The sequence below is a fragment of the Thalassobaculum sp. genome (assembly GCF_040219615.1).
Classification (GTDB): domain Bacteria; phylum Pseudomonadota; class Alphaproteobacteria; order Thalassobaculales; family Thalassobaculaceae; genus Thalassobaculum_A.
In genome coordinates this window covers 213,157-226,299 of sequence record NZ_JAVJSE010000010.1, presented here as the reverse complement: position 1 = coordinate 226,299, position 13,143 = coordinate 213,157, and the positions used below count along the sequence as shown (strand labels likewise).

Genomic DNA, 13,143 nt, shown 5'->3' with positions numbered 1-13,143 from the left:
GGATTTCGGCTGATCACAAGCCGGCGGGTGTCCGATCGGACAGGGCCGCGCCATCTTCCGGTCACAGACACCATGTGTAAGATCCCCCGGGTGTAAGATCCCCCGGGTTCCCGTGACATGAGGGTCTCGATGCCGACAGCCCGTCTTCGCGCCGCCGCCGTCCTGGTCCTGGGCCTCGCCCTCGGGTCGCCTGCCATCGGCCCCGCCGCGGCCGCCGAGCGCAGCGCGCCGCCGGCGCACGGGGTCGCCATGCACGGCGACCTGAAATACCGGCCCGACTTCACGCATTTCGAGTACGCGAATCCCGACGCGCCGAAGGGCGGCACCATCGTCAGCGAGGCGAGCGGCAGCTTCGACACCTTCAACCCGTTCGTCCTGCGCGGGCAGTCCGCCGCCGGGATCAGCCTGATCTACGACACCCTGACCGAGCACGCCCAGGACGAGCCGTTCACCGAATACGGCCTGCTGGCCGAGAGCATCGAGATGCCCGAGGACCGGTCCTGGGTGGCGTTCAACCTGCGGCCCGAGGCGACGTGGCACGACGGCAGGCCGGTGACCGCCGAGGACGTGGTCTGGACCTTCAACACCCTGGTCGAGAAGGGCGCGCCGTTCTACCGGGCGTATTACGGCGACGTCACCGAGGTGAAGGCGACGTCCGAGCGCCGGGTACTGTTCGTGTTCAGGGAAGACGTCACCAACCGCGAGCTGCCGCTGATCCTCGGCCAGATCGCCGTGCTGCCGAAGCACTGGTGGGAGGGCCGCGACTTCGCCGCACCGCTGCTGGACCCGCCGCTGGGATCCGGCCCCTACCGGCTCGACGGCTACGAGTCGGCCCGCTCGGTGACCTACAAGCGGGTCGACGACTACTGGGGCCGCGAGGTTCCGGCGATGCGCGGCCGCTGGAACGCCGACACCATCCGCTACGAGTACTTCCGCGACCGCGACGTCGCCACCGAGGCGCTCAAAGCCGGGGCCTTCGACCTGCGGCTGGAGAACTCGTCGAAGCGCTGGGCCACCGCCTTCGACTTCCCGGCGCTGTCGGCCGGCATGGTCGTCAAGGAGGAGGTTCCGCACGAGAACGTCGCCGGCATGCAGGGCTTCGTCTTCAACACCCGCCGGCCGGTGTTCCAGGACCGCAAGGTGCGCGAGGCGATCGGCTATGCCTTCGATTTCGAGTGGACCAACAAGGCGCTGATGTACGACGCCTATACCCGCAGCGACAGCTACTTCGACAACTCCGAGCTCGGTTCGACCGGCCTGCCGACGGGCGCCGAGCTGGCCCTGCTGGAGCGGTTCCGCGACACGCTGCCGCCCGAGCTGTTCAGCGAGGCGTTCACGGTCCCGAAGACCGACGGCTCCGGCAACCCGCGCCAGAACCTGCGCACCGCGCTCAAGCTGCTGCGCGATGCCGGCTGGTCGGTGAAGGACGGGGTGCTGAGCAAGGCCGACGGCCAGCCGCTGGCGTTCGAGATCCTGCTGGTCACCCAGTCCGGGATGGAGCGCATCGCCCTGCCGTTCGTCGCCAACCTGGAGAAGCTCGGCATCAGGGCGACGGTCCGCAACGTCGATCCGGCGCAGTACCAGAACCGCGTGCGCGACTTCGACTTCGACATGATCGTCGGTTCGTTCGGGCAGTCGCAGTCGCCCGGCAACGAGCAGCGCGACTACTGGACCTCCGGCATGGCCGACCTGCCGGGATCGCGCAACGTCATCGGCGTCCGGGACCCGGTGGTGGACGCCCTGGTCGAGGAAGTGATCCGGGCGCCCGACCGCGACGCCCTGGTGGCGGCGACCCGGGCGCTCGACCGGGTGCTGCTGTGGGGTTTCTACGTGGTGCCGCATTTCCACAGCGAGACCTATCGCCTGATCTACTGGAACAAGTTCGGCAAGCCGGCGGTCGCACCGAAATACGGCCTCGGCTACCCCGACACCTGGTGGGTCGATCCGGCGAAGGTGGCCGACATCGAGGCGTGGCGCCGGACCGGCAGGAAGTAGCGGTCGCAGTGGGGCGGGGAGACAGCGTTTGATCGCCTATATCGTTCGACGCCTGCTGCTGATCGTGCCGACGCTGGTCGCGATCATGGTGCTGAACTTCACCATCGTGCAGTTCGCGCCCGGTGGCCCGATCGACCAGATCATCGCCCAGCTCGAGGGCCGCGGCGACGCGGTCGGCGGCCTGACCGGCCAGCAGTCGGACACCGTCGGGAAGCAGTCGTCCGACGACGGCCGGACCCGCGGCACCCGCGGCCTGGACCCCGAGCTCATCGCCCAGCTCGAGAGGCAGTTCGGCTTCGACAAGCCGCTGCACGAGCGTTTCATCCAGATGATGGGCAACTACCTGGTGTTCGACTTCGGCGACAGCTTCTTCCGGGCCCGCGGCGTCACCGACCTGGTGCTGGAGAAGATGCCGGTGTCGATCTCGCTCGGGATCTGGACCACCCTGCTGGTGTACCTGATCTCGATCCCGCTCGGCATCCGCAAGGCGGTGCACGACGGCACGCGCTTCGACATCTGGACCAGCGCCGTGATCATCGTCGGCTACGCGATCCCGGCCTTCCTGTTCGCGGTGCTGCTGGTGGTGCTGTTCGCCGGCGGCAGCTATTTCCAGATCTTTCCGCTGCGCGGCCTGGTCTCGTCCGACTGGGCGACGATGACGCCGGTCGACCAAGTGCTCGACTATCTCTGGCACATGGTGCTGCCGGTGACGGCCATGGTGATCGGCGGCTTCGCCAGCCTGACCATGCTGACCAAGAACTCGTTCCTGGAGGAGATCAACAAGCAGTACGTCCTGACCGCCAAGGCCAAGGGGCTGGGCGAGCGCGGCGTGCTGTACGGCCACGTGTTCCGCAACGCCATGCTGCTGGTGGTGGCCGGGTTCCCGGCGGCCTTCGTGTCGGTGCTGTTCACCGGCGCCCTGCTGATCGAGACGATCTTCTCGCTCGACGGCCTCGGCCTGCTCGGCTTCCAGGCGGCCCTGGAGCGCGACTATCCGGTGATGTTCGGGACCGTGTACTTCTTCACCCTGCTCGGCCTGCTGCTGAACCTGGTCGGCGACATCATGTACATGGTGATCGATCCGCGGATCGACTTCGAGGCGCGGGAGAGCTGATCTTGAACACCGGCCCCGCCGCCACCTCCCGCTTCCTCGGCTTCGCGGTGACCCCGATCAACCGGCGGCGCTGGGAGAACTTCCGGCGCAACCGCCGGGGGTTCTGGTCGCTCTGGGTGTTTCTCGGCCTGTTCGCGCTCTGCCTGTTCGCGGAGCTGCTGGCGAACGACCGGCCGATCCTGGTGGTCTACGACGGCGGCCTCTACACCCCGGTGACCACGGTCTACCCGGAGACCGCCTTCGGCGGGGATTTCCCGACCGAGGCGGTCTACACCGATCCGTTCGTGCAGGAGCTGATCGCCGAGAAGGGCTGGATCCTGTGGCCGCCGATCCGGTTCTCCTACGCCACCATCGACACCGCCCTGGACCGGCCGGCGCCGTCGCCGCCGGACGGCCGGCACTGGCTCGGCACCGACGACCAGGCGCGCGACGTGCTGGCGCGGGTGATCTACGGCTTCCGGATCTCGGTGCTGTTCGGGCTCCTGCTGACCCTGATGTCCTCGGCGATCGGCATCGCCGCCGGTGCCGTGCAGGGCTTCTACGGCGGGCTGCTCGACCTGTCGTTCCAGCGCTTCATCGAGATCTGGGGCGGCATGCCGACGCTGTACATCCTGATCATCCTGTCGTCGGTGATCGTGCCCGGGTTCCTCAGCCTCCTGATCCTGATGCTGCTGTTCTCCTGGACCAGCCTGGTCGGGGTGGTGCGGGCCGAATTCCTGCGGGCCCGCAGCCTGGACTACGTGCGGGCCGCGCGGGCGCTGGGGGTGTCCGACACGGTGATCATGTTCCGGCACATGCTGCCGAACGCCATGGTCGCCACCCTGACCTTCGTGCCGTTCATCCTGAACGGCTCGATCACCGCGCTGACCAGCCTCGACTTCCTGGGCTTCGGCCTGCCGCCCGGCTCGCCCTCGCTCGGCGAACTGCTGAGCCAGGGCAAGAACAATTTGCAGGCGCCGTGGTTGGGGCTGACGGCGTTCTTCACCCTGGCGATCATGCTCAGCCTGCTGATCTTCGTCGGCGAGGCGGTGCGCGACGCCTTCGACCCGCGAAAGACCTTCCGCTGATGGCCGACGCTGACACCAGAGCGCTTCTCGAGGTCCGCGACCTGTCGGTGGCGTTCGGCGACAACCGGGCGGTGCGCGGCGTGTCGTTCGACATCCGCGCGGGCGAGACCGTGGCGCTGGTCGGCGAGTCCGGCTCCGGCAAGTCGGTGACCGCGTTGTCGGTGCTGCAGCTGCTGCCCTATCCGGCGGCGAGCCATGGCGAAGGATCCAGCGTCGTCTGGAAGGGCGAGGAGCTGATCGGCGCGCCGGAGCCCGTCCTGCGGCGGATCCGCGGCAACGAGATCGCGATCATCTTCCAGGAGCCGATGACCTCGCTGAACCCGCTGCACACGGTGGAGAAGCAGATCGGCGAGATCCTGGCCCTGCACAAGGGCCTGCGCGGCGATGCGGCGCGCGCCCGCACCGTGGAACTGCTGGAGCTGGTCGGCATCCCGGACCCGGAGCGCCGCCTCGGCTCCTACCCGCACCAGCTCTCCGGCGGCCAGCGCCAGCGCGTGATGATCGCCATGGCGCTCGCCAACGAGCCCGACCTGCTGATCGCCGACGAACCGACCACCGCGCTCGACGTCACCATCCAGGCGCAGATCCTCGCCCTGCTCGGCGACCTGCAGCGCCGGCTCGGCATGGCGCTGCTGCTGATCACCCACGACCTCGGGATCGTCCGCAAGATCGCCGACCGGGTGTGCGTGATGACCGAGGGCGAGATCGTCGAGCACGGACCGGCCGAGCGGGTGTTCACCGAGCCGGAGCACGCCTACACCCGGAAGCTGCTGGCGGCCGAGCCCAAGGGCAATCCGGAGCCGGTGGCGGACCGCGCTCGCACGGTGCTGCAGGCCTCCGACGTGCGGGTCTGGTTCCCGATCCAGCGCGGCCTGCTGAAGCGCACGGTCGGCCATATCAAGGCGGTCGACGGGGTCAACGTGAAGGTCCGGGCCGGCGAGACCGTGGGGGTGGTCGGCGAGTCGGGGTCCGGCAAGACCACGCTGGCGCTGGCGCTGCTGCGGCTGCAGAAGTCGACCGGCCGGCTGGCCTTCATGGGGCGCGAGATCCAGGGCGTGCACCGCCGGGACATTCGGGCGCTGCGCCGCGACATGCAGATCGTGTTCCAGGACCCCTACGGCAGCCTCAGCCCGCGCATGTCGATCGCCGAGATCGTGCGCGAGGGGCTGGACGTGCACGAGCCGGCCGAGCTGGGCCTGGCGGCCGAGGCCGACAAGGACCGGCGGATCGACGCGGTGCTGCGCGAGGTCGGCCTCGACCCGGCGATGCGCGACCGCTACCCGCACGAGTTCTCCGGCGGCCAGCGCCAGCGCATCGCGATCGCCCGCGCCATGGTGCTGCGCCCCAAGCTGCTGGTACTGGACGAGCCGACCTCGGCGCTGGACATGAGCGTGCAGGCCCAGATCGTCGATCTGTTGCGCGACCTGCAGGCGGCCCACGACCTCGCCTACCTGTTCATCAGCCACGACCTGAAGGTGGTGCGCGCGCTGGCCCACCGGGTGATCGTCATGAAGGACGGCAAGGTGGTCGAGGCCGGCGATACCGAGGCGGTGATGGGCGCGCCGCGCCAGGCCTACACCCGGGCGCTGATGGCCGCCGCCTTCGACCTGGAGGCGGCCGAGGCCGGGGCGGTGCGGGGCTGACCGCTACTCCTCCGGCTCGGTCGTGAACATCAGCGGGTAGCCCTTCCGGCGGCCGGCCTCGGTGGCGCGCGACGCCTTGGTCTCGGCGACGTCCCTGGTGTAGACCGCGACCACGCAGGCCCCCTTGCGGTGGGCGGTCATCATCACCCGGTGGGCCTGGTCCTCGCCCATCTGGAACTCGGCCGACAGCACCTTCACCACGAATTCGCGCGGCGTGTAGTCGTCGTTCAGCAGGATCACCTTGTGCAGGCGTGGTCGCTCGACCTTCGGCCTGGCCTCGGTCCGCGGCTTGATGTCGGTCTCGTTCACCGCCGCACCTCCGGTCGATGACGCTGCCCGTGCTGGACGTCGACTATCGCGCCGAAGGTCCGGCAGGCTCAAGCCCCGCTCGGCGACGGCCGTCGTCCGCTGCACTGCACCACGGGCGTCGACATCGCCGCGTCGCGCCCATAAGGTCGGGGCATCGTCCGCTCATTTCTCGCGAGTCACTCATGCCGGCCGTGCTCTTCCGCTCCCCGAACGATTCCGCCGAGGCCTGGCGCCAGTCGCTGTCCGAGCGCATTCCCGGCGTCGACTTCCGGGCCTATCCGGAGATCGGCGACCCGGCCGATATCGGTTTCGCGCTGGTCTGGAAGGTGCCGCCCGGGTTCCTCAAGCAGTTTCCGAACCTGAAGGCGATCTGCTCGCTCGGGCAGGGTGTCGACCACATCTTCGCCGACCCGGAGCTGCCGCGCGGGCCGCACATCATCCGGCTGGTCGACCCGTGGATGGGCCGGGCCATGGCCGAGTGGGTGCTGCTGCAGGTGCTGCGCTTCCACCGCCAGGGCATGGAGTACGAGGAACTGCAGCGCCGCCGGGAGTGGAAGCCGCTGCCGGCGCCCGAGACCTCGACCCGGCGGGTCGGCATCCTCGGGCTCGGCGCGCTCGGGGCCGAGGCGGCGACCACGGTGGCGGCCCTCGGCTTCGACGTCGCCGGCTGGTCGCGCACCCGCAAGTCGATCCCGAACGTGACGAGCTACGCCGGCCCGGAGGAGTTCGACGCCTTCCTGGCCCGCACCGACATCCTGTGCGGCCTGCTGCCGCTGACCCCCGAGACCACCGACCTGATGGACGCGTCGCTGTTCGCCAGGCTGCCGAAGGGCGCCTTCGTGGTGAACTCCGGCCGCGGCGGCCAGCTGGTCGAGGACGACCTGCTGGCGGCCCTCGACTCCGGGCATATCGCGGGCGCTTCCCTCGACGTGTTCCGGACCGAGCCGCTGCCGGCCGGGCACCCGTTCTGGACCCATCCGAAGGTCCAGGTCTGGCCGCATGTCTCGGCCCAGACCAACGCCGACAGCGGCGCCGACCAGGTCGCCGAGAACATCCGCCGGGTGTTCGCCGGCGAGAAGCCGATCAACGAGGTCGACCCGGACCGCCAGTACTGACGGGCACCGGGACCGAGGGGCCTGGCAGATGGGCGTGATCCTGGTCCATGTCGCCGGCGACGATTCCGCGCCCTGGGCCGAGGAGCTGAAGCGGCAGGCGCCGGAGCTCGACGCCCGCGGCCTGGACGCGGTCGACGATCCGGCGGCGGTCGAGGTGGCGATCACCTGGAAGCTGCCGCACGGCCTGTACCGGGGCTTCCCGAACCTGAAGCTGATCCAGTCCATGGCCGCCGGGGTCGACCATATCCTGGCCGACCCGCAGCGCCCGGCGCAGGTCCCGGTGGCGCGCGTGGTCGATCCCTGGATGGGCCGCTCGATGGTGCATCACGTCACCCTGGCGGTGCTGCGCTGGCACCGCCGGATGGACTGGCTGGAGGAACTGCGCGCCGGGCCGACCTGGCCGACCGGGGTGGTGTTCGACGCCGACGCGGTGCGGGTCGGGGTGCTCGGCCTCGGGCACCTCGGGCAGGCGGTGGCGAAGGCCATGCAGGGGCTCGGCTTCCAGGCGGCCGGCTGGTCGCGCTCGCCGAAGAGCATCGACGGCCTGGCCTGCCACCACGGCCCGGACGGCCTGCGCGAACTGGCGGCGGGATCGAGCGTGCTGGTCTGCTTGCTGCCGCTGACCGGCGAGACCGCCGGCATCCTGAACGCCGGGCTGTTCGAGCTGATGCCGCCGGGCTCGCTGCTGGTGAATGTCGGGCGCGGCGGTCACCTGGTGGAGGCGGACCTGACGGCGGCGCTCGACAGCGGCCGGCTGGCGGCCGCCGCCCTCGACGTGTTCGGCACCGAGCCGCTGCCGAAGGACCATCCGTTCTGGGCCGACCGGCGGATCTACCTGACCCCGCACATCGCCAGCGAGATCAACCCGGTGACCGCGACCCGGGCGTTCGTGGAGAACATCCGCCGGGTCCGCGCTGGCGAGCCGCCGATCGGCCTGATCGACCCGGCGAAGGGCTACTGAGGGCGGCCCTCGCCTCGGGGGTTCCGGATGTGTCCCTGCCTGCGGCAGTCCACCCCTCCCTTGTCGTCATTCCGGACGGGCGCGCCGCCCTCGGCGCGGCCGAGCCGGAACCCACGAAGCGACGGGCGTTTCGAAAGAACGGCCCGCGGGCCGCCGGTCAACCCAGTTCCTCGAGCACCTGCCGGGCGGCGCGCTCGCCGGACAGCAGGGCGCCGTGCACCGTGGCGTGATGGTCGAACAGCGTGTGCTCGCCGCAGAAGAACAGCCGGCCGCCGACCGGCTCGCCGAGGCGCTCGAAGTCGGATACCCGGTTGCCGGGCCGCGGGTAGCTGTAGGCGCCGAGGGCGTGGGGGTCGGTCGACCAGTGGGTGGTCAGGGTTCGGCGCGGCCGGCCGACCGCGCTGCCCCAGGCCTGCCGCAGCACCGCCAGCGCGTCGTCCGCCATGGCCGCGTCGCTCATGCGGTCGGCGGCCGGGGCATGGGCGCCGACGCTCACCCCCAGCAGGACGTTGGCGTCCGAGAAGGTGCGGTAGTTGAGCCAGTAGTTCCAGCGGCCCTTCGGCGCGGTCATGATCCCGAAATACTGCGTCTCCAGGTCCCAGAACGGCGCGTCGAACGCGAAGGCGATCTTGGTGACGCTGCCGAAGCCGATCGCCCGGATGGCGTCGCGGTGGCCGCGCGGCAGGGCCGGCTGGAAGGCGATGGACCCGGCCTTCAGCACGCCGAGCGGCAGGCTGCAGACCACGGCATCGGCGGCGACCTCGCCCGCCGCCGTTCGGACCCGGGCGCCGTCGCCGGATATCGCGATCCCGGTGACCGGCGTGGCGAGCCGGACATCGAGGCCGTCGGCGAGCGGCCCGAGGATCCGGTCGTAGCCGCCGGGCAGCACAACGTCGGCGCCGTCGAACGCCGCGTCCTCGTCGTGCAGGGTCGCCGACAGATCCTCGATCGGCGCGCCGGAATCGAACTCGGTGTAGGCCGACAATGCCCAGAGCACGCCCGGGTCCTTCGGGGCGTCCGGATCGACGGCGGCGATGGCGGCGCGCAGGCTGCGCGGGTCGCCGGTTTCCAGGGCGTCGTCCACCTGCTCCAGGAGGCGCTGCCACCTGGCGTCGATCGCGTCCACCCGGTCGGGAGCGAGCCGGCGGCCGGCGGCGTCGAACACCGCCAGGCTGTCGTCGGCGGTCACGAAGCGTCGCGCGCCGATCGCGTCCGCGAGCTTGCGGACCGGGTTGTCCGGGCTCGGTCCGTGGATCCAGCCGGCGCCGACCTCGAACGGCACGCCGAGCGAGCGGTCGGTGAACACCCGGCCACCGATCCGCGCCCGCGCCTCCAGCACCGTCACGGCAGCGCCCCGGTCGGCGAGCGCCCGGGCTGCGGCCAGGCCTGCGATCCCGGCGCCGACCACGACGACCTTGGAGCCGGCCAGGGCGCGGCCCTGGGCGGGTCGCGGCTCCAGCACCGGAAGCGGCGCACCCGCCAGCAGGGCGGCCGCCAGGAACCGGCGGCGGTCGAACGCATCTTGCTTCATCGAACGGTACGTCCATCGGCCGGGCCGGAGCCGGGTCAGGCATCCTACCGCGATGCCGGCGCGGAAGTAGCGGCCGGCCGCCTCAGCCCTGCAGTCGCTTCAGCGCGGCGGCGTGCAGTTCCGGGGTGCGGGCGGCCAGCACCCGACTGGTCGAGCCGAGCGTGACGGGGATGCCTTCCCAGTCGGTGACCAGCCCGCCGGCGCCGGCGATCACCGCGGCCGGGGCCAGATAGTCGTAGTCGCTGAGGTTGGCCTCGACCACCAGGTCGATGGTGCCGAGGGCCACCAGCCCGTAGTTGTGGCAGTCGCCGCCATACATCGGCAGGTTCACGTCGGCGCGCAGCCGGTCGAAGGCGGTCAGCTCCCAGGCCTCCCTGAACATGTGCGGCGAGGTGCAGGCCAGGGTCGCATCGGCGAGGGTGCGGGGCGGGCGCGGCGTCATCGCGGAGCCGTTGAGGGTGGACGGCAGTTCCGGCCCGCCGATCCAGCGCTCGTGCAGGATCGGGCAGTCGATCAGGCCCAGCAGCGGGGCCTTGCGCTCGGTCACGCAGATCAGGGTGCCGAAGGTCGGGCGGCCGGTGATGAAGGCCTTGGTGCCGTCGATCGGGTCGAGCGACCACACGTAGTCGGCGTCCGGCGTCTTCAGCCCGAACTCCTCGCCGGCGATGCCGTGGTCCGGGAAACGGGCCTCGATCAACTCGCGCAGGCGTTTCTCGATGCCGCGGTCGGCGATCGTGACGGGGCTCTCGTCGGCCTTCGACTCGATGGAAAGCGCGGTGCGGAAATGCGCCCGGACGATCGGCTCGGCCGCATCCGCCAGTTCGGCGGCGAACGCCACCAGCCCGTCGAGATCGGGACGCGGCATGGCCGCCGGCCGCGACCGGACGGCCTCAGCCGCCGGCCTTGGCCTTCTCGAAGGCTTCCTGCGCGGCCTTGACCTCCTCGTCGGTCGGCAGCGGTGCCGGGCTGTCGGCCAGCGTGCGGAGGTAAGCGATCATGTCGGCGCGGTCGCTGGCCTTCTTCAGGCCGGCGAAGTTCATCTTGGTGCCGCTGATGTAGTCCTTCGGCTTGTGCAGGAACTTGTTCAGCGAGCTGTAGGTCCAGGTCTTCGGATCCTCGAACGACTTCAGGGCGTCGGAATAGCTGTAGCCCTCATGGCCGCCCTTCTCGCGCGCGACCACGCCGTACAGGTTCGGACCGACCTTGTTCGCGCCGCCCTTGTCGAAGGTGTGGCAGGCCGCGCACTTCTTGGCCTCCTTCTCGCCGGCGGCGACGTCGGCGCTGGCCAGCAACGGCAGCACCGGCTCGACCGGGGCCGGGCCAGTCTCGCCGGGCTGGGCGGCGGCCATGCCCTCGGGGACCTCGATCTTGTAGGCGTTCTCCTGCAGCTCGGTCGGGTGCACCAGGCCGTCGGCGATCTTGCCGGTCGCCATCGCGAGGATGCCCGCCGCCAGAATACCGGCCAGAATCTTATTGCTTTCGAGCGACGTCGCCATGCCTCGAACCCTTCCAGTCCCGCCCGTCTCGTCTCTGTACGATCACGCCCCCCGGGCGCGGCGGCGCTAACATACCGACGGTGCCCGGCGCTGTCCACGCGCAGGCGTCCGATCCCACATGCGACTTAGCCTGTGCGGCCATGCTTGCGCAACCTCGCGGACGCGGCGTAAGACGGCCGGCTCACGCGGCATTTCGCCGCAAACGGAGTGTGTCGTGAATCCGATCGTGCTGATCCCGGCGCGCATGGCGTCGACCCGGCTGCCCGGAAAGCCGCTTGCCGACATCCTGGGCGAGCCGATGATCGTCCAGGTCTGGCGGCGGGCCCGCGAGGCGGATATCGGGCGGGTGGTGGTCGCCGCCGGCGAGCCGGAGATCGCCGACGCCGTGGTCGCCGCCGGCGGCGAGGCGGTGCTGACCGCGCCGTCGCATCCCTCGGGCACCGACCGCATCGCCGAGGCGCTTCAGCGCCTCGACCCGGACGGCCGGCACGACGTGATCGTCAACGTGCAGGGCGACCTGCCGGTGCTGGAACCGAAGACCGTGCGCGCCGCCATGGAGGCGCTGACCCGCATGCCGGACGCCGCCATGGGAACCGTCGCCTGCCCGATCGAGGGCGACGACGACCTGCCGCCGACCAGCGGGGTCAACAAGCTGGCGGTCGCCTGGGAGCCGGACGGCCGGTTCGGCCGCGCCCTGTACTTCAGCAGGATGGCGATCCCCTACGGCGGCGCCACGGTGTTCCACCACATCGGCCTGTACACCTACCGGCGCGCCGCTCTGGACCGGCTGGTGGCGCTGCCGCCGTCGCCCCTGGAACTGAGCGAGAAGCTGGAGCAGCTGCGGGCCCTGGAGGCCGGCATGCGCATCGAGGTCGGGCGGGTCGACACCGTGCCGCTCGGCGTCGACACTCCGGCCCAGCTGGAGCTGGCGCGCCGGCTGCTTGCCGAGTCCGGCCCGGCCTGATTATGTGCGCCGTCGCATACCCGTCCGCCGCTGGAGATCCCGCCGCATGAGCCGCAAGCCGATCGTCGCCTATCAGGGCATGTCGGGCGCCTATTCCCACCTGGCCTGCACCAATGCGCTGCCCGACCACGAGCCGATGCCGTGCCAGAGCTTCGAGGACATGCTGGCGGCGGTGCAGGACGGCGAGGCCGACTGCGCCATGGTGCCGGTGGAGAACTCGGTCGCCGGGCGGGTCGCCGACATCCACCACCTGCTGCCGGAGTCGGGCCTGTTCATCACCGGCGAGCATTTCCAGCGCGTCAACCACATGCTGCTGGGGGTGCCGGGCGCGACGCTCGAAGGCCTCAAGGAGGTGCGCGCGCACCCGCAGAGCCTCGCGCAGTGCCGCAAGCTCATCAAGCGGCTCGGCCTGAAGCGCGTGAACCATGCCGACAACGCCGGCGCCGCCGACGAGATCGCCCGGCTCGGCGACCCGGCAGTCGCCGCCATCGCCTCGACGCTGGCCGGCGAGATCTACGGCCTCGACGTCCTGCAGGACTCGATCGAAGACGCCGCGCACAACACCACCCGGTTCCTGATCATGGCGCGCCAGGGGACGGTGCCGCCGCTCGGCAACGGGCCGTGCGTGACCACCATGGTGTTCCAGGTCCGCAGCGTGCCGGCCGCCCTGTACAAGGCGCTCGGCGGCTTCGCGACCAACGGCATCAACCTGACCAAGCTGGAGAGCTACATCATCGACGGCTCGTTCTCGGCGGCGCAGTTCTACATCGACGCCGAGGGCCACCAGGACGACGCGGCGATGAAATACGCCCTGGACGAACTGCGGTTCTTCTGCCCGAAGGGCGCCGTGCGGATCCTCGGCACCTACCCGGCCTCGCCGTTCCGCGGCGGCAAGGGCGAGCAGGCGGCCTGAGGGCCGCGCCGCCGCCTCAGAGCGTGTGAAACCGG

Annotated in this window: 12 protein-coding genes; 8 read left to right on the top strand and 4 right to left on the bottom strand. The window is 70.6% G+C overall.

Annotated features, from left to right (window positions below; genetic code table 11):
• Positions 1–129 precede the first annotated feature (129 nt).
• From RIC31_RS05765 to RIC31_RS05750, 4 genes are read left to right on the top strand one after another with little or no spacing between them, the layout of a single operon-like run.
• Positions 130–1,995, top strand: coding sequence for an extracellular solute-binding protein (locus tag RIC31_RS05765; protein ID WP_350104113.1), 1,866 nt, complete (start codon positions 130–132; stop codon positions 1,993–1,995).
• Between the two features lie 28 nt (positions 1,996–2,023).
• Positions 2,024–3,109: a microcin C ABC transporter permease YejB gene (locus RIC31_RS05760; RefSeq protein ID WP_350104111.1), complete on the top strand. Its 1,086-nt coding sequence runs from the start codon at positions 2,024–2,026 to the stop codon at positions 3,107–3,109.
• A gap of 2 nt (positions 3,110–3,111) precedes the next feature.
• Entirely contained in the window at positions 3,112–4,176 is a 1,065-nt protein-coding gene (locus tag RIC31_RS05755; RefSeq protein ID WP_350104108.1) for an ABC transporter permease, read from the top strand.
• Complete coding sequence (locus RIC31_RS05750; protein WP_350104105.1) at positions 4,176–5,819, top strand: ABC transporter ATP-binding protein; 1,644 nt, start codon at positions 4,176–4,178, stop codon at positions 5,817–5,819. Before RIC31_RS05755 ends, RIC31_RS05750 begins: the two co-directional genes overlap by 1 nt.
• A gap of 3 nt (positions 5,820–5,822) precedes the next feature.
• On the opposite strand, the gene clpS is transcribed toward RIC31_RS05750, so the two are convergent.
• A complete protein-coding gene (clpS, locus tag RIC31_RS05745) occupies positions 5,823–6,128 on the bottom strand; it encodes an ATP-dependent Clp protease adapter ClpS (protein ID WP_350104102.1) in 306 nt (101 codons plus the stop codon).
• 182 nt (positions 6,129–6,310) lie between these two features.
• Between clpS and RIC31_RS05740 the strand changes: the two genes are divergently transcribed.
• Together RIC31_RS05740 and RIC31_RS05735 are read left to right on the top strand one after the other, a co-directional pair.
• Complete coding sequence (locus tag RIC31_RS05740) at positions 6,311–7,243, top strand: 2-hydroxyacid dehydrogenase (RefSeq protein WP_350104100.1); 933 nt, start codon at positions 6,311–6,313, stop codon at positions 7,241–7,243.
• A 28-nt stretch (positions 7,244–7,271) separates the two neighbouring features.
• Complete coding sequence (locus RIC31_RS05735) at positions 7,272–8,204, top strand: 2-hydroxyacid dehydrogenase (RefSeq protein ID WP_350104097.1); 933 nt, start codon at positions 7,272–7,274, stop codon at positions 8,202–8,204.
• 157 nt (positions 8,205–8,361) lie between these two features.
• Here the strand turns inward: RIC31_RS05735 and RIC31_RS05730 are convergent, their stop codons facing one another.
• The 3 genes from RIC31_RS05730 to RIC31_RS05720 all read right to left on the bottom strand — a co-directional run bounded on the left by RIC31_RS05730 (position 8,362) and on the right by RIC31_RS05720 (position 11,231).
• Entirely contained in the window at positions 8,362–9,735 is a 1,374-nt protein-coding gene (locus RIC31_RS05730; RefSeq protein ID WP_350104095.1) for a flavin monoamine oxidase family protein, read from the bottom strand.
• A gap of 82 nt (positions 9,736–9,817) precedes the next feature.
• Positions 9,818–10,600 carry an inositol monophosphatase family protein gene (locus RIC31_RS05725; protein WP_350104093.1) on the bottom strand — a complete coding sequence of 261 codons (783 nt, stop codon included), beginning with the start codon at positions 10,598–10,600 and terminating at the stop codon, positions 9,818–9,820.
• A 25-nt stretch (positions 10,601–10,625) separates the two neighbouring features.
• Entirely contained in the window at positions 10,626–11,231 is a 606-nt protein-coding gene (locus RIC31_RS05720) for a c-type cytochrome (RefSeq protein ID WP_350104091.1), read from the bottom strand.
• 244 nt (positions 11,232–11,475) lie between these two features.
• Here RIC31_RS05720 and RIC31_RS05715 point away from each other — a divergent pair, with 244 nt between their 5' ends.
• Both RIC31_RS05715 and RIC31_RS05710 read left to right on the top strand, forming a co-directional pair.
• A complete protein-coding gene (locus RIC31_RS05715) occupies positions 11,476–12,195 on the top strand; it encodes a 3-deoxy-manno-octulosonate cytidylyltransferase (protein ID WP_502990102.1) in 720 nt (239 codons plus the stop codon).
• A gap of 46 nt (positions 12,196–12,241) precedes the next feature.
• Positions 12,242–13,108 (top strand): prephenate dehydratase, encoded by an 867-nt coding sequence (locus RIC31_RS05710; RefSeq protein ID WP_350104087.1) that lies wholly within the window; start codon positions 12,242–12,244, stop codon positions 13,106–13,108.
• The last annotated feature ends 35 nt before the right edge of the window (positions 13,109–13,143 follow it).